This is a genomic window from Streptomyces afghaniensis (assembly GCF_044327915.1).
Taxonomy (GTDB): domain Bacteria; phylum Actinomycetota; class Actinomycetes; order Streptomycetales; family Streptomycetaceae; genus Streptomyces; species Streptomyces afghaniensis.
The window spans coordinates 248,403-264,200 of sequence record NZ_JBIRGJ010000006.1; the positions used below are offsets into that span (position 1 = coordinate 248,403).

16 protein-coding genes are annotated in these 15,798 nt (G+C 71.2%); 13 read left to right on the forward strand and 3 right to left on the reverse strand.

Annotated elements, in window-relative coordinates:
* Positions 1–47: 47 nt before the first annotated feature.
* The gene (locus ACH4G3_RS23570; protein WP_397626386.1) at positions 48–1,268 is read right to left on the reverse strand and encodes a sensor histidine kinase; all 1,221 of its coding nucleotides are present in this window, start codon (positions 1,266–1,268) and stop codon (positions 48–50) included.
* A gap of 264 nt (positions 1,269–1,532) precedes the next feature.
* On the opposite strand from ACH4G3_RS23570, the gene ACH4G3_RS23575 reads away from it, so the two are divergent.
* The 12 genes from ACH4G3_RS23575 to ACH4G3_RS23630 all read left to right on the forward strand — a co-directional run bounded on the left by ACH4G3_RS23575 (position 1,533) and on the right by ACH4G3_RS23630 (position 13,173).
* On the forward strand, positions 1,533–1,940 hold the full coding sequence (locus ACH4G3_RS23575) for an NADH-quinone oxidoreductase subunit A (RefSeq protein WP_010041427.1): 408 nt from the start codon (positions 1,533–1,535) through the stop codon (positions 1,938–1,940).
* A complete protein-coding gene (locus ACH4G3_RS23580; protein ID WP_397626387.1) occupies positions 1,931–2,557 on the forward strand; it encodes an NADH-quinone oxidoreductase subunit B in 627 nt (208 codons plus the stop codon). The genes ACH4G3_RS23575 and ACH4G3_RS23580 overlap by 10 nt, the downstream gene beginning before the upstream one ends.
* On the forward strand, positions 2,554–3,888 hold the full coding sequence (locus ACH4G3_RS23585; protein ID WP_397626388.1) for an NADH-quinone oxidoreductase subunit C: 1,335 nt from the start codon (positions 2,554–2,556) through the stop codon (positions 3,886–3,888). Before ACH4G3_RS23580 ends, ACH4G3_RS23585 begins: the two co-directional genes overlap by 4 nt.
* The gene (locus tag ACH4G3_RS23590) at positions 3,885–4,853 is read left to right on the forward strand and encodes a complex I subunit 1/NuoH family protein (RefSeq protein WP_354744216.1); all 969 of its coding nucleotides are present in this window, start codon (positions 3,885–3,887) and stop codon (positions 4,851–4,853) included. Before ACH4G3_RS23585 ends, ACH4G3_RS23590 begins: the two co-directional genes overlap by 4 nt.
* Positions 4,854–4,855: 2 nt before the next feature.
* Positions 4,856–5,527 (forward strand): 4Fe-4S binding protein, encoded by a 672-nt coding sequence (locus tag ACH4G3_RS23595; RefSeq protein ID WP_397626389.1) that lies wholly within the window; start codon positions 4,856–4,858, stop codon positions 5,525–5,527.
* Positions 5,524–6,192, forward strand: a complete 669-nt coding sequence (locus ACH4G3_RS23600; protein WP_397626390.1) for an NADH-quinone oxidoreductase subunit J family protein — start codon at positions 5,524–5,526, stop codon at positions 6,190–6,192. Before ACH4G3_RS23595 ends, ACH4G3_RS23600 begins: the two co-directional genes overlap by 4 nt.
* A complete protein-coding gene (gene nuoK / locus ACH4G3_RS23605) occupies positions 6,192–6,590 on the forward strand; it encodes an NADH-quinone oxidoreductase subunit NuoK (protein ID WP_397626391.1) in 399 nt (132 codons plus the stop codon). Before ACH4G3_RS23600 ends, nuoK begins: the two co-directional genes overlap by 1 nt.
* Positions 6,587–8,581, forward strand: a complete 1,995-nt coding sequence (locus ACH4G3_RS23610; RefSeq protein ID WP_397626392.1) for an NADH-quinone oxidoreductase subunit 5 family protein — start codon at positions 6,587–6,589, stop codon at positions 8,579–8,581. The genes nuoK and ACH4G3_RS23610 overlap by 4 nt, the downstream gene beginning before the upstream one ends.
* A 6-nt stretch (positions 8,582–8,587) precedes the next feature.
* Complete coding sequence (locus ACH4G3_RS23615; RefSeq protein WP_397626393.1) at positions 8,588–10,162, forward strand: complex I subunit 4 family protein; 1,575 nt, start codon at positions 8,588–8,590, stop codon at positions 10,160–10,162.
* The gene (locus ACH4G3_RS23620) at positions 10,159–11,682 is read left to right on the forward strand and encodes an NADH-quinone oxidoreductase subunit N (protein WP_397626394.1); all 1,524 of its coding nucleotides are present in this window, start codon (positions 10,159–10,161) and stop codon (positions 11,680–11,682) included. The genes ACH4G3_RS23615 and ACH4G3_RS23620 overlap by 4 nt, the downstream gene beginning before the upstream one ends.
* Before the next feature lie 238 nt (positions 11,683–11,920).
* The gene (htpX, locus tag ACH4G3_RS23625) at positions 11,921–12,784 is read left to right on the forward strand and encodes a zinc metalloprotease HtpX (RefSeq protein ID WP_020275035.1); all 864 of its coding nucleotides are present in this window, start codon (positions 11,921–11,923) and stop codon (positions 12,782–12,784) included.
* Positions 12,781–13,173 carry a YccF domain-containing protein gene (locus tag ACH4G3_RS23630; RefSeq protein WP_397626395.1) on the forward strand — a complete coding sequence of 131 codons (393 nt, stop codon included), beginning with the start codon at positions 12,781–12,783 and terminating at the stop codon, positions 13,171–13,173. The genes htpX and ACH4G3_RS23630 overlap by 4 nt, the downstream gene beginning before the upstream one ends.
* Before the next feature lie 199 nt (positions 13,174–13,372).
* Here the strand turns inward: ACH4G3_RS23630 and ACH4G3_RS23635 are convergent, their stop codons facing one another.
* Positions 13,373–14,629 (reverse strand): APC family permease, encoded by a 1,257-nt coding sequence (locus tag ACH4G3_RS23635; RefSeq protein ID WP_397626396.1) that lies wholly within the window; start codon positions 14,627–14,629, stop codon positions 13,373–13,375.
* 192 nt (positions 14,630–14,821) lie between these two features.
* On the opposite strand from ACH4G3_RS23635, the gene ACH4G3_RS23640 reads away from it, so the two are divergent.
* On the forward strand, positions 14,822–15,088 hold the full coding sequence (locus ACH4G3_RS23640) for a GlsB/YeaQ/YmgE family stress response membrane protein (protein ID WP_020275032.1): 267 nt from the start codon (positions 14,822–14,824) through the stop codon (positions 15,086–15,088).
* A 147-nt stretch (positions 15,089–15,235) separates the two neighbouring features.
* Here ACH4G3_RS23640 and ACH4G3_RS23645 read toward each other — a convergent pair whose 3' ends face one another.
* The gene (locus ACH4G3_RS23645; RefSeq protein ID WP_020275031.1) at positions 15,236–15,724 is read right to left on the reverse strand and encodes a YajQ family cyclic di-GMP-binding protein; all 489 of its coding nucleotides are present in this window, start codon (positions 15,722–15,724) and stop codon (positions 15,236–15,238) included.
* Between the last annotated feature and the right edge of the window lie 74 nt (positions 15,725–15,798).

Genomic DNA, 15,798 nt, shown 5'->3' on the forward strand with positions numbered 1-15,798 from the left:
TCCGTCGGCGTCTTGGACGGGGGGTTTTCCCTACCTCCGGGCACCCCTCAGGGGCTGCCCGTGCCGGAGTCGTCCGTTCGGTCGCGCCAGGGCAGTTCCGCCGTGACCGTCGTCGGGCCGCCCTCGGGGGACTCCAGGACGAACAGCCCGTCGACGGCGTCCAGCCGCTCGGCCAGGCCCCTCATCCCCGTACCGCCGTCGAGACTCGCGCCTCCGCGGCCGTCGTCCCACACCTGAATGAGCAGCCGGTCGTTCGTCCGCCACACATCCACCGACGCCGACTTCGCCGCGCTGTGCTTGCTGACGTTCTGCAGCAGCTCCGAGACGGTGAAGTAGGCGATGCCCTCGATGGCCGCGGCCGGCCGTGCCGGCAGGTCGACCGTCACCTTGACCGGGACCGTGCAGCGCGAGGAGACCGCGGACAGGGCCGCGTCCAGACCGCGGTCGGTCAGGACCGCCGGGTGGATGCCCCGGGCCAGGTCGCGCAGCTCCTGGAGCGCCAGCTTCACCTCGCCGTGCGCCTCCTCGACCATCGCCGCCGCCGCGTCGGGGTCCTCCAGCACCTTCTCCTTCGCCAGGCCCAGCCCCATGGCCAGGTTGACCAGCCGGGCCTGCGCCCCGTCGTGCAGGTCCCGCTCGATGCGCCGCAGGTCGGCCGCCGCCGTGTCGACCACGACCCCCCGGTCCGACTCCAGCTCGGCGATGCGCCGCTCCAGCTCGTCGGAGGGCGACAGCAGCCCCCGCACCATGGCCCGGTCGGCGTTGGCCAGGCCCCGCGCGATGAACGGCAGCACCGGCCACAGCACGAACAGCGAGGTCAGCGTGATGGCGAAGGTGAGGACACCCCACGGCAGCCGTATGAACTCGTACAGCACCGTGCGCCAGCCCACCGGGTCCTTCAGCGACATCCACAGCTTCTGGAGAAAGCCGCCCCGGCCGCGCAGCGGCAGCCGGCTCGGCTCGTCCACCCGCACGCCGAGCAGCGCCCTGGCCCTCGTCCGCTCCATCCGGCCCAGCAGCCGCGCGCCGCCGAGCCCGGCCGCGAGCAGCGGGAACCCGATCACCGTGACCGTCAGCCCGAGGCTGGTGAACATCGCCGTCACGACATAGGTGAAGCCGACCAGCGCCACCGGAAGGTTCGCCAGGAGATGCGCGATCTCCTTCCAGGTGTGCCGGTCGTAGGCGAGACGGGGCGGCGGCGGGCGGTCGTCCGGCCCGGCCGCGGTCGGGGCCGCGCTCGTGCCCAAGGGCGGGATGCGTTCGGTCATATGCCTTAGCGTGCCCGGCGGCGGGCACCCGCGCCATGAGGCAGACCGCCAGGATCGACTGAGGTAAACCCCACCCCCGCATGCCAGGGCGTGACGGGCTGCTTACCCTGCCTTTATCAGGGCCTAGACTCCCGTGCGTACAGATCGTCGAACGGCGGCACCCGTTGTTCGTCGAACGGCGGCGTCCGTTGTTCCCGGCCGTGCCCCGGAGCCGCGGAACCGTCGCAGGATCCAGTCCGAGTTTTCAGGGAGCGAGGGACGGACGTGCCGGAACCGACCGTCGTCACCACGACCGTCGTCGCGGCGGACTACTTCCAGTCCTATTCGGTCGTCGGACTGCTCGCCGTCGTCGGCGTGCTGTTCGTCGCCGTCGCCTTCGGGGCCGGCCGCCTGCTGCGACCCGTGGTCCCCACCCCCGAGAAACTCCTGACGTACGAGTGCGGCGTCGACCCCGTCGGCGAGGGCTGGGCCCACACCCAGGTCCGCTACTACGTCTACGCGTTCCTGTACGTGATCTTCGCCGTCGACTCGATCTTCCTGTTCCCCTGGGCGACCGTCTTCGCCGCCCCCGGCTACGGCGCGACGACCCTGGTGGAGATGTTCATCTTCCTCGGCTTCCTGGCCGTGGGCCTGCTCTACGCATACAAGAAGGGCGTCCTGGCATGGACGTGACCCCCGCCGGCACCGAGCCCGTGCTGCTTCCCGAGCCGAAGCGGCTCGGCGCCCTGGCGCGTCTCGCACCCGAGCCGATGAAGGTGATCCTGAACTGGGGCCGCCGCTACTCGCTCTGGGTCTTCAACTTCGGCCTCGCCTGCTGCGCGATCGAGTTCATCGCCGCGTCGATGGCCCGCCACGACTTCATCCGGCTCGGCGTCATCCCCTTCGCGCCGGGCCCGCGCCAGGCCGACCTGATGGTGGTGTCCGGCACGGTCACGGACAAGATGGCGCCTGCGGTGAAGCGCCTCTACGAACAGATGCCGGAACCCAAGTACGTCATCTCCTTCGGCGCGTGCAGCAACTGCGGCGGCCCCTACTGGGACTCGTACTCCGTCACCAAGGGCGTCGACCAGATCATCCCCGTCGACGTCTACGTCCCCGGCTGCCCGCCCCGGCCCGAGGCCCTGCTCCAGGGCATCCTCAAGCTCCAGGAGAAGATCGCCCGCGAGTCGCTGGGGGAGCGGTACGGAAGCGGCGCCGCCCGTCCTTCGGCAGCGGCGCTCCAGAGCGGTCTGGTGCAGCCGCCGACCCCCGCCCCGGGCTCCGACGCGACGCCGGGGGAGGGACGATGACCGCGGTCGGCTGGCTCCCCGCCGACGCGGAGGAACTCTTCGGGCCGGACGCCACGGCCGAGGAGTCGTACGAGGTCCTGACGGTCGACGTGCCGCCCGCGACCTGGATCTCCGCCCTGGAGACCGCACGCGACCGCCTGACCTGCACGTACTTCGACTGGCTGAGCGCGGTCGACGAACCGGGCACGGGCTTTCGCGTCACGGCCCACGTCGCGGCGCTGTCTCCGCTCCGACGCCTCCTCCTGCGTACGACGGTCCCGCACGAGGCCCCGACCCTGCCCTCGGCGGTCGGTGTCTACGCGGGCGCCGCCTGGCACGAACGCGAGACGCACGAGATGTTCGGCATCACCTTCGAAGGCCATCCGGCACTGGACCACCTGCTCCTGCCCGAGAACTTCGAAGGCCACCCCCTGCGCAAGGACTTCGTCCTGGCCGCCCGCGTCGCCAAAGCCTGGCCCGGCGCGAAGGAACCCGGCGAGTCGGAGCACGGCGGCCCCAAGCGCCGTCAGATGCTTCCCCCCGGCGTCCCCGACCCGAACGAATGGGGTCCCCTGAAGGGCCAACTCCCCCCGGCCCCGGCCCGCGGCGCCGGCCGCGCGGCAGCCGACCGCCCGGCCCGGGGCACCGCCCGCCCCGCGGGCGAACGCCCGGTGCGGCGGACCCGTTCGGCTGCGGCGGGCTCGGCAAGCCAGTCCGCTGCCGGTGACACGGCGACTCCGTCCCCGGCCGCTCCGGCTGCCCCGGCTGTCCCGGCTGTCCCGGCTTCGGAACGACCGCGTCGTAGCCGCTCGGCGGCGGAGGGTTCGGCGAGCCAGACGTCCAAGGGCCCCGAATCGGCGACCTCCGGTCCCGCAGCCACGACCTCCGGCGCCGAATCGGCGACCTCCGGTTCCGAAGCCACGACCTCGGGTTCCGGAGACACCACCTCCGGAGCCGAAGCAGCGGCGACCGCGACCGGCTCTCCACCACCGGCCACCGAGCCGGAGCCCTCGGAAACCGGGCCCGGAACCCCCGCCGCCTCGGCGGAGTCCGCCCCCGGCGACAGCCGGCCGGGCAGGGCAGCACGACCCCCGCGCAGCTCGGACGCCCCCTGGCATCACGCCCGCCCGGCCTTCGAGGAGCCGGCTCCCGAACCGTCCCCCGAGGCCGGCGCGCTGCCGGCTCCCGAGCCGTCGGATGACCCGAAGACCCCGAACCCCACCTCGGAGTCACCGGACACCCCCGAGCCCTCCGGCACCCCTGAACCCTCCGACACCCCCGAACCCTCAGAACCGGCGGACACCCCGCAGCCCACCGACAACCCCGATGACCCGACAGGAGGCCCGCGGTGAACGACGTGCTCGACGTCACCCTGCGTCTCCTGATCGTGTTCGTCGTCTTCCTCACCTTCCCCCTGATCATCGGCCAGACCGAACACAAGGTCATGGCCCACATGCAGGGCCGCCTCGGCCCCATGTACGCCGGCGGCTTCCACGGCTGGGCCCAGCTGATCGCCGACGGCGTGAAGTTCGCGCAGAAGGAGGACGTCGTCCCCGCTGGCGCGGACCGCCGTATCTTCCAACTGGCCCCCGCGGTCGCCCTCCTGCCGTACCTCCTCGTCCTGCTCGCCATCCCCATCGGCCCGGACGAGGGAGCCGTCGGCCAGGTCGTCGACGCCGGTGTCTTCTTCGTCCTGGCCGTCATGGGCGTCGGCGTCCTCGGCTCGCTCATGGCCGGCTGGGCGTCCGCGAACAAGTTCTCCCTCCTCGGCGGCCTCCGCACCGCCGCCCAGCTCCTCGCCTACGAACTGCCGATGCTCCTCACCGCCGCCTCGGTGGCGATGGCGGCCGGCACCGTCTCGATCCCCGGCATCCTCGACGCCTTCGAGTGGTGGTGGCTCCCCTGGCAGATCGTCGGCGCGATCGTCTTCTTCGTGGCAGGCCTCGCCGAACTCCAGCGCCCGCCCTTCGACATGCCCGTCGCCGACTCGGAGATCATCTTCGGCGCGTACACCGAGTACACAGGCCTCCGCTTCGCCCTCTTCCTCCTCGCCGAGTACGCCGGGATCGTCGTCCTGTGCGGCCTGACCACCGTTCTCTTCCTGGGCGGCTGGCACGGCCCGTGGGGCGCCGACGGCCTCGGCTGGGTCTGGACCCTGCTGAAGACCGCCGTCCTCGCCTTCCTCGTCATCTGGCTGCGCGTCACCTACCCCCGCCTGCGCGAGGACCAGCTCCAGAAACTGTCCTGGACCCTCCTCGTCCCCCTCTCCCTCGCCCAGATCGCCCTCACCGGCATCGTCAAGGTGGTGATCCAGTAACCATGGCCCCGATCCCAGGAAGTGGCCTGGCCAAGGGCCTGGCCGTCACCCTCCGCACGATGACGAAGAAGTCCGTCACCGCGCAGTACCCCGACGCCCAGCCCGACCTCCCGCCCCGCACCCGCGGTGTGATCGGCCTGTTCGAGGAGAACTGCACGGTCTGCATGCTGTGCGCCCGCGAGTGCCCGGACTGGTGCATCTACATCGACTCCCACAAGGAGACCGTCCCGGCGGCGACCCCCGGCGGCCGCGAACGCAGCCGCAACGTCCTCGACCGCTTCGCCATCGACTTCTCCCTGTGCATGTACTGCGGTATCTGCATCGAGGTCTGTCCTTTCGACGCCCTGTTCTGGTCCCCGGAGTTCGAGTACGCCGAGACCGACATCCGCGATCTCACCCACGAGCGCGACAAGCTCCGGGAGTGGATGTGGACCGTCCCGGCCCCGCCGGCCCTCGACCCCGGCGCGGAGGAACCGAAGGAACTCGCCACCGCCCGCAAGACCGCCGACAAGCTGGCCGCCCAGCAGGCCCCGCCCGCCACCGAACCGCACGCCGACGAGCAGGCCCGGGCAGCCGAGCGACCGACCCGTCCGCAGGGCGACTCGAAGCAGCAGACGGATCAGCCGGCCCCGCAGACGGATCAGCCGAAGCCGGGGCAGGAGGGCCGGGAATGACCGCGTTCACCACGGCCGCCGAAACCCACGGCTTCCTCTCCCCGACGGGCGTCGAGATCGCCTTTCTCCTCGTCGGCCTGGTCACCTTCGGCGCCGCACTCGTCACCGTCACCACCCGGCAACTGGTGCACGCCGCCCTGTGGCTGGTCGTCACCCTCGGCGGCCTGGCCGTCGAGTACCTCCTGCTGACCGCCGAGTTCATCGCCTGGGTACAGGTCCTCATCTACGTCGGTTCCGTCGTCGTCCTCCTCCTGTTCGGTCTGATGCTCACCAGGGCCCCCATCGGTCGCTCACCGGACGCCGACTCCGGCAACCGCTGGGCCGCCCTCACCGTCGCGGTCGCCGCCGCTGCCGCCCTGGTCTGGGTCGTCGTCGACGCCTTCCGCACCACCTGGATCGACCTGGACGGCCCGGCCGCCGGCTCCACCGAGGCCACCGGCGCGAGCCTCTTCCAGAACTGGGTCCTCCCCTTCGAGGCCCTCTCCGTCCTGCTCCTCGCCGCCCTGGTCGGCGCGATCGTCCTGTCCCGCAAGGCGAAGGCCGCCTCGGCGACCGCGTCCGAGAGCACCCCCGCCGCCCGGAGCGAGAAGGACCGCAGCGAGAAGGACCGAAGCGAGAAGGACCGCAGCGAGCAGGACCGGCGCGAGAAGGAAGGGACGAGCTGATGCACCTCGCCTATCCCGCCGTCCTCTCCGCTCTCCTCTTCTGTACGGGCCTGTACGGCGTCCTCGCCCGCCGCAACGCGATCCTGGTCCTGATGTCGGTCGAGCTGATGCTCAACGCCGTCAACCTCAACCTGGTCGCCTTCGACGTCTGGCTCAGCAGGACCGCCGAGGAGAGCCTGCACTCCGGCCAGGCCCTGACCCTGTTCACCATCGCCATCGCCGCCGCCGAGATCGGCATCGGCCTGGCGATCGTCCTAGCCGTCCACCGCAACCGCGGCACCGCGGACATCGACAAACTCCGCGACACCGCCGAACGGCACGACCCCGACGGCACCGACCACGACGCCCTTACGGCCGAGCAGTCCGGCGAGGCCCAGAAGGCTGAGGCCACCGCGTGACCACGACCACCCTCGCCGTCCTCGTCCCTCTCCTTCCGTTCCTCGGCGCCGTCGCCGGCCTGCTCCTGGGCCGCACGGCACCCGGCTTCGTCCGCCCGCTCGCCGTCCTGCCGACGCTCACCTCCCTGGTGCTCGCCGCGCTGGTCGCCGTCCGGCAGGGCGGTGACGCGGCCGTCAACGCGGCCACGGAACTCACCCCCACCGGGTCCGTCCCGATCGAACTCGCCCTGCACATCGACGGCTTCGCCGCCCTCGTCGCCGTCCTGGTCGGCCTGGTCGCCTCCTGCGTGCAGATCTACTCGACGGGCTACCTGCGCGACGACCCGCGCTACCCCTCGTACGCCGCCCTGGTCTCCCTGTTCACCTCCGCGATGTTCCTGGTCGTCTACTCCGGTGACCTGATCGTGCTGCTGGTCGGCTGGGAAGTCATGGGCATCTGCTCCTACTTCCTGGTCGGCCACTACTGGGAGACCCCTCAGGCCCGCGCCGCCTCCATCAAGGCCTTCCTGGTCACCAAGCTCGGCGACGTCCCCTTCCTCATCGGTCTGTTCGCCCTGGCCACCGACGCCGGTTCGTTCCGCATCACCCGGGTCCTCGGCGCCGTGGCGAGCGGCTCGCTCGACCACCCGACGCTGATCGCCCTGCTGCTCCTGGCGGGCGTGGCGGGCAAGTCCGCGCAGTTCCCGCTGCACACCTGGCTCCCCGACGCGATGGCGGGCCCGACCCCCGTCTCCGCGCTGATCCACGCCGCGACGATGGTCGCCGCCGGTGTCTACTTCATCGCCCGTCTCCTGCCGGTCTTCGAGGCCTCCCAGGCCGCGATGGTCGTCCTCGCCGTCATGGCCGCCGTCACGATGGCCGGCTCGGCGCTGGCCGCGCTCGCCCAGGACGACATCAAGCGCGTCCTCGCCTACTCGACGATCGGTCAGCTCGGCTACATGACCGGCGCCCTCGCCGTCGGCGACCGCGGAGCCGCCGTCTTCCACCTCCTGTCCCACGGCGCCTTCAAGGCGCTGCTGTTCCTCGCGGCCGGCGTGATCATCCACGCCGCCGGCACCAACTCGCTCGCCGCCATGTCCCGCATGCGGAACCTGCGCGACCGCATCCCCGACGCCTACTGGACGATGACCGTGGCGCTCCTCGCGCTCGCCGCGATCCCGCCGTTCAGCGGCTTCTTCTCCAAGGAGGCCGTCCTCGGCGTCGCCGAACACGTCGTCACCGGTCACACCGAGCACGCCCCCGCCGCGGCGGGCTGGATCGTCCTCGTCGCCGGCCTGTTCACGGCCGTGCTCACCGCCGCCTACGCGATGCGCCTGTGGCTGCTGGCCTTCCGTGGCCGGGGCGCCGAAGCCCCCGACCACGGCAGGCAGCCGCTGTCGATGACCGTCGTGCTGTGGGTGCTGGCCGTGCCCTCACTGGCCCTGGGTGGGTTCGCCTTCCGCCTCCTCCCCGACTGGTTCGACGGCCGCGACCTCAGCCCGACCCTCACCACCTCCGTGCTCGGCACGGGCCTGGCCCTGGTCGGCGGCATCGTCACCTACGGCGCCTGGCGGCACACCACCGCGCTCACCGCACGTGTCCCGCTGGGCGCGGTCGCGGCCCATCCCGAGGGCGACGCCGCCCAGGTCGAGGCGGAGGCCATCGCCACCCACGAGCCGGCCTACGGCGACATCGCCTACGCGCCCGACCCCGCCGACCCCGGACGTCTCCTGCTCGGCCCGCTGCACCGCCACGCGGCCGGCGGCTTCCACCTGGACGCCGTGTACCGGGCCCTCTTCGTCCGCCCGGTCCAGGCCGGGGCGAGCCTCGTCCGGTTCCTCGACCGGGAGGTCGTCGAGACCTACGTCCGCGGTGCGGGTGCGCTGCCCCGCTGGCTGGGCGCCGCCGTACGGCGCGCCCAGACCGGCAACGTCCAGACCTATGTGAGCGCGCTGCTCGCCGGCACCGTCGTCCTCGCGGTCGCCGTCGTCCTCGTCGCCACGGGAGCGTGAGCAGGCGTGATCGATATCAACGAGTCCGTGATGCAGTTCCTTCTGGCATTCGTCGTCGTCGGCCCGCTCCTCGGCGCCGCCGCGGCTCTCCTGCCGGCCCCGCCCGGGCTGAAGGGGAAGTCGCCCGAGCAGGCCGTGCTCCGGCACGGCGTCACCGTCACCGGCGCGGTCCTCATCGCGGCGATCGTCCTCGCGCTCGGCTTCGACCACGACCAGCCGTCGAAGATGCAGGCCAGCACGGACATCAGCTGGATCCCCGCACTCGACGTACGCATCCACCTCGGCATCGACGGCATCTCCCTCCCCCTTCTGGTCCTGACCGCGCTGCTGACCTTCCTCTGCGCGCTCTACTCGTACTTCAAGATGCCCGCGGGTCCCACCCCGAAGGCCTTCGTCGCGCTGCTGCTCGTCCTCGAGTCCGGCACCCTCGCGACCTTCGCCGTCCTCGACCTGCTGCTGTTCTTCCTCGCCTTCGAGATGGTCCTCATCCCGATGTACTTCCTCATCGCCCGCTGGGGCGGCGAGGGCCGGAGCCAGGCCGCCTGGCGGTTCATCCTCTACACGCTGCTCGGCTCCGTGGTCATGCTGCTCGGCCTGCTCCTGATCGGGATCAAGGCGGGCACGTTCGACATGATGGCACTCGCCACTGACAACGGCCGGTCGCTGAGCACATCCGTGCAGGTCATCGCCGTTCTGGCGATCGGGATCGGCCTCGCGGTCAAGACGCCGATGTGGCCGCTGCACAGCTGGCTGCCCGACGCCCACACCGCCGCGCCGACCGTCGGCTCGGTCCTCCTGGCCGGTGTCCTGCTCAAGATGGGTACGTACGGGTTCGTCCGGATCCTCCTCCCTGTCGCGCCCGACGGGTTCCGCACCTTCGCGCCCTACCTCGCCGCCCTGGCCGTCGTCGGCATCATCTACGGATCCCTGGCCTGCCTGGCCCTCGCCAAGCGGGGCGCGAAGGGCGACCTCAAGCGCCTCATCGCCTACTCCTCCGTCGGCCACATGGGCTTCGTCCTGCTCGGCATCGCCACGATGACCCCGACCGGCGTGAACGGCGCCCTGTTCGCCAACATCGCCCACGGCCTCATCACCGGCCTGCTCTTCTTCCTCGTCGGCGCCCTGAAGGACCGCACCGGCACCACCGACCTCGACACCCTCGCCGAGGAGACCGGAGCCGCGCTCTACGGCAAGGCCCCGCGCCTCGGCGGCCTGCTCGCCTTCGCCGCCGTCGCCTCGCTCGGCCTGCCGGGCCTGGCCGGGTTCTGGGGCGAGATGCTGGCCCTGTTCGGCGCGTTCCAGCCGGCAGCCGGCCTCAGCCGTCCCGCCTTCCTCACGTTCATGGCGATCGGCGCTTTCGGGACGCTGCTGACAGCCGCGTACCTGCTGGTCGTGGTCCGCCGCGTGTGCATGGGCGCCCTGCCGCAGGACGCCCCCAGGCTCACCGACGTCCGCAGTTACGAGTTCGCGGCCTGGACCCCGCTCGTCGTCCTCACCGTCGTCGCGGGCCTGTGGCCCAAGGCTCTCCTCGGCCTGAGCGACCCGGCCGTCCAGCAGCTCCTCGCAGGAGGCACCCGATGAGCTCCCCGGCCCAGCCCCTGGCCGCGTCGCTGGTCCAGTCCGTCGATTGGCTCGCGATCGCGCCGCCCACCATCGCGGCGGTCGTCGGCCTCGTCGTCCTGGTCGCCGACCTGTTCGTCGCCGAGCACCGCAAGACGCTGCTCGGCTGGACGTCCGTGGCCGGCCTGGCCGCCGCCACGCTGATGCTGCTGCCCCTCCTGGACGCCGACCGCAGCACCTTCTGCCTGACCGGCGACGCCACCGTGTGCAGCTACACGGCCGACCGCTTCACCCTGGTCATCCAGTTCCTGGTCCTCGGCGGCGCCCTCCTCGCCGCCCTCCTGTCGGTCACCGCCCTGAAGGACGCCCGCAAGGAGCTGCCCGAAGGCGAGTACTGGTTCCTGCTGCTGTCCTCCGCTGCCGGCGCCGCCCTCCTGCCCGCCTCCCGCGACCTCGCGACCCTGATCGTCGCCCTGGAGGTCGCCTCCCTGCCCGCCTTCGCGCTGGTCGGCCTCAGGCACGGCGACCGGAAGTCCTCCGAGGCGGCCCTGAAGTTCTTCCTGTCCTCGGTCACCGCGACCGCGGTCAGCCTCATGGGCATCAGCTTCGTGTACGCCTCCACGGGCACCCTCTACCTCACCCAGGTCGCCGACCGCATCCAGAACGTCGACGGACAGCTCCACACGCTGGCCCAGACCGGCGTCGTCCTCACCCTGGTCGGCTTCGCCTTCAAGACGGCCGCCGTGCCCTTCCACTTCTGGGTGCCCGACACCTACGTGGGTGCGCCCCTGCCCATCGCCGCCTATCTGTCGGTCATCGGCAAGGCGGTCGGCTTCAGCGGCCTGATCCTCGTCACGGTCGTCGCCCTCCCCTCGTACGCCGACGTCTGGGGCCCGGCCTTGGCCGCCCTGGCCGCGCTCACCATGACCGTGGGCAACGTCGGTGCCCTGCGCCAGCAGGCCACGCGCGCGTACAGCGCGGTACGCCTGCTCGCCTGGTCGTCCGTCGGCCAGGCCGGCTACCTCCTGGTGCCGATCGCGGCCGCCGCGTACTCCGGGGACGCCGAGAAGTCGATCGGCTCCACCGTCGCCTACGCCCTGATGTACGGCGCGGTGAACCTCGGCGCCTTCGCCGTGGCCGCGCTCGTCGGCCGGACGAAGTCCCTCAACCGCGTCTCCGACTACCGCGGCCTGTACGCGTCGAGCCCCCTGTCCGCGCTGCTCCTGGCGTTCTTCCTGCTCTGCCTCGCCGGGCTGCCGCCCGGCATCATCGGCCTCTTCGCCAAGGTCACCGTCTTCTCGGCGGCCGTCGACGCCGGCCTCGGCTGGCTGGCCGTGATCATGGCGGTCAACGTCGTCATCGCGCTGTTCTACTACCTCCAGTGGACGGCCCTGCTCTTCCGCGCCCCGGAGGGCGAACCCATAAGGCACCGCGTCCCCGCCCCGCTCACCGCCGCGATCGCCCTGACCGCAGTCCTCGGCATCGCCCTGTCCGGAGCACCCCAGCTGGTTCTGCGGTTCACCGACACCGCCCTCTTCTGAACAACAGCCGCATTCGCCACGCGCGCGTGGGGCACCCGCCCTCCACGCGCGCGTGCCGCTTTCCCGGCGCCGTTCACCCGGACGGTCCACACCCCCCGCCGCGCGCACAAGGGAACTAGTGCCTCCCGCCTGGCGTTGACCAGTACGGGAAGGTCCACTGGACGTGAACATCACGGCACCAGTGGCACCGCAATCAGCAAGCAAGGGTCCCCCTGCCGCACCACTTGGAGGGCGTACCGTGCACCGCCGGCACAACGGGCTCAGGACAGCAGTCCTCCTCGGAGGACTGTCCGCACTCATCATCGTCATCGGCAGCTTCTTCGGCCGCATGGGGCTCGTCATCGCCGTCCTGGTAGCGCTGGCCACCAACGCGTACGCGTACTGGAACAGCGACAAGCTGGCCCTCCGCGCGATGCGCGCCCGCCCGGTGAGCGAGTTCGAGGCACCGGGGCTCTACCGCATGGTCCGCGAGCTCTCCACCCAGGCCCGCCAGCCCATGCCGCGCCTGTACATCTCCCCGACGGAGGCGCCCAACGCCTTCGCCACGGGCCGCAACCCGCGCAACGCCGCCGTGTGCTGCACCGACGGCATCCTGCGCCTCCTGGACGAGCGCGAGCTGCGCGGCGTCATCGGCCACGAGCTCAGCCATGTCTACAACCGCGACATCCTCATCTCATCGGTCGCCGGTGCCCTCGCCTCGGTGATCATGTTCCTGGTCAACTTCGCCTGGCTGATCCCGATCGGGCGCTCGGACGACGACGACGGCCCCGGCCTGCTCGGCATGCTGCTGATCATGATCCTGGGCCCGCTGGCCGCCTCGCTCATCCAACTGGCCATCAGCCGCTCCCGGGAGTACCAGGCGGACGCCTCCGGCGCCCAGCTCACCGGCGACCCGCTCGCCCTGGCCAGCGCCCTGCGCAAGCTCGAACTCGGCACGAAGCAACTCCCGCTGCCGCCCGAGCCGCGCATCGAGACCGCCAGCCACATGATGATCGCGAACCCGTTCCGCCCAGGCCAGGGCCTGTCGAAGATGTTCTCCACACACCCGCCGATGGCGGAACGCATCGCCCGGCTCGAGAAGATGGCAGGTGGGAACCAATGAAGACCATCCTGAACGTCATATGGCTCGTCTTCAGCGGCTTCTGGCTGTTCCTCGCCTACATGCTCGCGGGCCTGCTCCTCTGCATCACCATCATCGGCATCCCGTTCGGCGTCGCGGCCTTCCGCATCGGCGTCTACGCGCTGTGGCCCTTCGGGTACACGACGGTCGAACGCCGTGACGCGGGCGCGCCGTCCTGCGTCGGCAACGTGCTGTGGCTGGTACTGGCGGGCTGGTGGCTGGCCCTCGGCCACATCGCCACCGGCATCGCGCTGTGCGTCACGATCATCGGCATCCCGCTCGGGGTCGCCAACTTCAAGCTCATCCCGGTCTCGCTGCTCCCCCTGGGCCGCGACATCGTGCGGACGAACGAGCCGTTCACGGCCCGCTGACGGCGGGCGACGCGGCCCGTTTTCCACAGGGCCGGGGTTGTCCACAGGCCCGCCCGGCTGTCAGCGGCGGCCTGCATCATGAATCCATGACCGCGATCGAGCAGTTGAGAGTCCCCTGGCCGGCCCAGCGCACTCCGGCAGCAGCCAGTAAGACGGGGCCGTGGCCAAGAAGGCCCGGAACACGGCCAAGAGGGCAGCCCTACGCCCTCCCAGCCTTCGCCCGCACCGACCGCCGCACTCCGTACGCAACCGCCCCCACCACCAGCACACCCGCGCCCACGACCACCGAAACGCCGGGCAGCGAGAACGCCAGCACCGCACACCCGAGCAGCCCGACCACCGGCACCACCCGCGCCGCCGGCGCCGAATCAAGCGTCCACGCCGAGGCGTTGGCCACGGCGTAGTACGCCAGCACCCCGAAGGAGGAGAACCCGATCGCGCCCCGGACGTCCACCGTGGCGGCCAGGACCGCGACCACCGCACCCACGGCGAGCTCCGCCCGGTGCGGCACCTGGAAGCGCGGATGCACGGCCGCCAGCGCGCCCGGCAGATGCCGGTCCCGGGCCATGGCCAGCGTCGTCCGTGAGACGCCCAGGATCAAGGCGAGCAGCGACCCCAGCGCGGCCACGGCCGCACCGACCCGCACCACCGGCACGAGCCAGGGCATCCCGGCCGCCCGCACCGCGTCGGCCAGCGGCGCCGTCGCGTCCCCGAGACCGTCCGACCCCAGCACCGAAAGGACAGCCACCGCCACCCCCGCGTACACCACCAGGGCGATGCCCAGCGCCAGCGGGATCGCCCGCGGAATGGTGCGCGCCGGGTCCCGTACCTCCTCACCGAGGGTCGCGATCCGGGCGTACCCGGCGAACGCGAAGAACAGCAGCCCCGCCGCCTGAAGCACACCGCCCGCACCGTCCGAGGCCCCGATGTCCAGCCGTCCGGCATCGGCCTCGCCCGACACCAGACACCCGACCACCACGGCAGCGAGGACAGCCAGAACCACCGCCACGATCACCCGCGTCAGCCACGCGGACTTCTGGACACCGCCGTAGTTCACCGCGGTCAGCGCCACCACGGCCGCCACCGCCACCGCGTTCGCCTGCCCCGGCCAGACGTACGTGCCCACGGTGAGCGCCATCGCCGCACAGGAGGCCGTCTTCCCGACCACGAACGACCAGCCCGCGAGATACCCCCAGAACTCCCCGAGCCGCTCACGCCCGTACACGTACGTGCCGCCCGAGGCCGGGTACAGGGCGGCGAGCCGCGCCGACGACATGGCGTTGCAGTACGCGACGACAGCGGCGACGGCGAGCCCGAGGAGCAGTCCGGAGCCGGCCGCGTGCGCCGCGGGCGCGAGGGCGGCGAAGATCCCGGCTCCCACCATCGAGCCGAGTCCGACGACGACCGCGTCCCCGACGCCGAGAGTGCGGCGCAGTCCAGGATCGGAGGCTGTCATGCATCGCACCCTACTGATCAGTGCAACCGGCGGGCGCTGCGAGGGCGTCCTCCCCACCAACACGGCGTGACGCGCGCGGCGAGGACGACGCACGCGGAACGCCCGGCGTACGACGCACGAGCACGGCCTGCCGGGAGCAAGATCACATGGCAGGGACAGTGCGGGCACAGCGTGAAAGGGCAGGTTCACGGCATGACCATCATCAGCTGGATCATCCTGGGACTGTTGGCCGGAGCCATCGCGAAGTTCCTGCTGCCGGGACGTGACCCGGGCGGCCTCATCGGCACGACTCTGATCGGCATCGCGGGCGCGTTCATCGGCGGCTGGATATCGGCTCGCTGGATGGACCACCCGATCACCAAGGACTTCTACGACGGCGCGACCTGGGCCGCGGCGATCGGCGGGTCGCTCGTCCTCCTGGTCGCCTACCGCCTCCTGTTCGGCAACTCCCGCAACTGACCGCGCCCACGGCCCCCGGCAGGCTCGCGCCCATCGACCGCAGCCAGCAGGCGAGAAGGGTGGGCACCCAGCAGGTGCCCACCCTTCCTCGTCACCGCGCAGGCCGGGAGCCCATCCCGTTCAGGATCCCCGAGGACCCGACCGGACCTACCGGTAGTTCACGAACTGCATGGCGAAGTCGAAGTCCTTGCCCTTCAGCAGGGTGATGACGGCCTGAAGATCGTCACGGCTCTTGGAGCTGACCCGCAGCTCCTCGCCCTGCACCTGCGCCTTCACGCCCTTGGGGCCCTCGTCGCGGATGGTCTTCGCCACCTTCTTCGCGTTCTCCTGGGAGATGCCCTCCTTGATCGACGCGAAGATCTTGTACTCCTTGCCGGAGAGCTGGGGCTCGCCCGCGTCCAGAGCCTTCAGCGAGATGCCACGCTTGATCAGCTTGGACTGGAAGACGTCGAGGATCGCCTTCACCCGGTCCTCGGAGTTCGCCTCCATGAGGATGTTCTCGCCGGACCACGAGATCGAGGCACCCACGCCCTTGAAGTCGTAGCGCTGCGAGATCTCCTTGGCGGCCTGGTTGAGTGCGTTGTCGACCTCCTGCCGCTCGACCTTCGAGACGATGTCGAAACTGGAGTCGGCCATGTCCTGTGGCTCCTTGTATCGGGGTGCGGATCGTGCGTACCGGCGTACGTGGGCGGCCGCCGGGCCTGTTCAGG

Excerpts from the sequence above, each read along its gene's own strand:
- ACH4G3_RS23570 (WP_397626386.1), bottom strand. The coding sequence starts at position 1,268 with ATGACCGAACGCATCCCGCCCTTGGGCACGAGCGCGGCCCCGACCGCG.
- ACH4G3_RS23580 (WP_397626387.1), top strand. The coding sequence starts at position 1,931 with ATGGACGTGACCCCCGCCGGCACCGAGCCCGTGCTGCTTCCCGAGCCG.
- ACH4G3_RS23585 (WP_397626388.1), top strand. The coding sequence starts at position 2,554 with ATGACCGCGGTCGGCTGGCTCCCCGCCGACGCGGAGGAACTCTTCGGG.
- ACH4G3_RS23595 (WP_397626389.1), top strand. The coding sequence starts at position 4,856 with ATGGCCCCGATCCCAGGAAGTGGCCTGGCCAAGGGCCTGGCCGTCACC.
- ACH4G3_RS23600 (WP_397626390.1), top strand. The coding sequence starts at position 5,524 with ATGACCGCGTTCACCACGGCCGCCGAAACCCACGGCTTCCTCTCCCCG.
- nuoK (WP_397626391.1), top strand. The coding sequence starts at position 6,192 with ATGCACCTCGCCTATCCCGCCGTCCTCTCCGCTCTCCTCTTCTGTACG.
- ACH4G3_RS23620 (WP_397626394.1), top strand. The coding sequence starts at position 10,159 with ATGAGCTCCCCGGCCCAGCCCCTGGCCGCGTCGCTGGTCCAGTCCGTC.
- ACH4G3_RS23630 (WP_397626395.1), top strand. The coding sequence starts at position 12,781 with ATGAAGACCATCCTGAACGTCATATGGCTCGTCTTCAGCGGCTTCTGG.
- ACH4G3_RS23635 (WP_397626396.1), bottom strand. The coding sequence starts at position 14,629 with ATGACAGCCTCCGATCCTGGACTGCGCCGCACTCTCGGCGTCGGGGAC.
- ACH4G3_RS23640 (WP_020275032.1), top strand. The coding sequence starts at position 14,822 with ATGACCATCATCAGCTGGATCATCCTGGGACTGTTGGCCGGAGCCATC.
- ACH4G3_RS23645 (WP_020275031.1), bottom strand. The coding sequence starts at position 15,724 with ATGGCCGACTCCAGTTTCGACATCGTCTCGAAGGTCGAGCGGCAGGAG.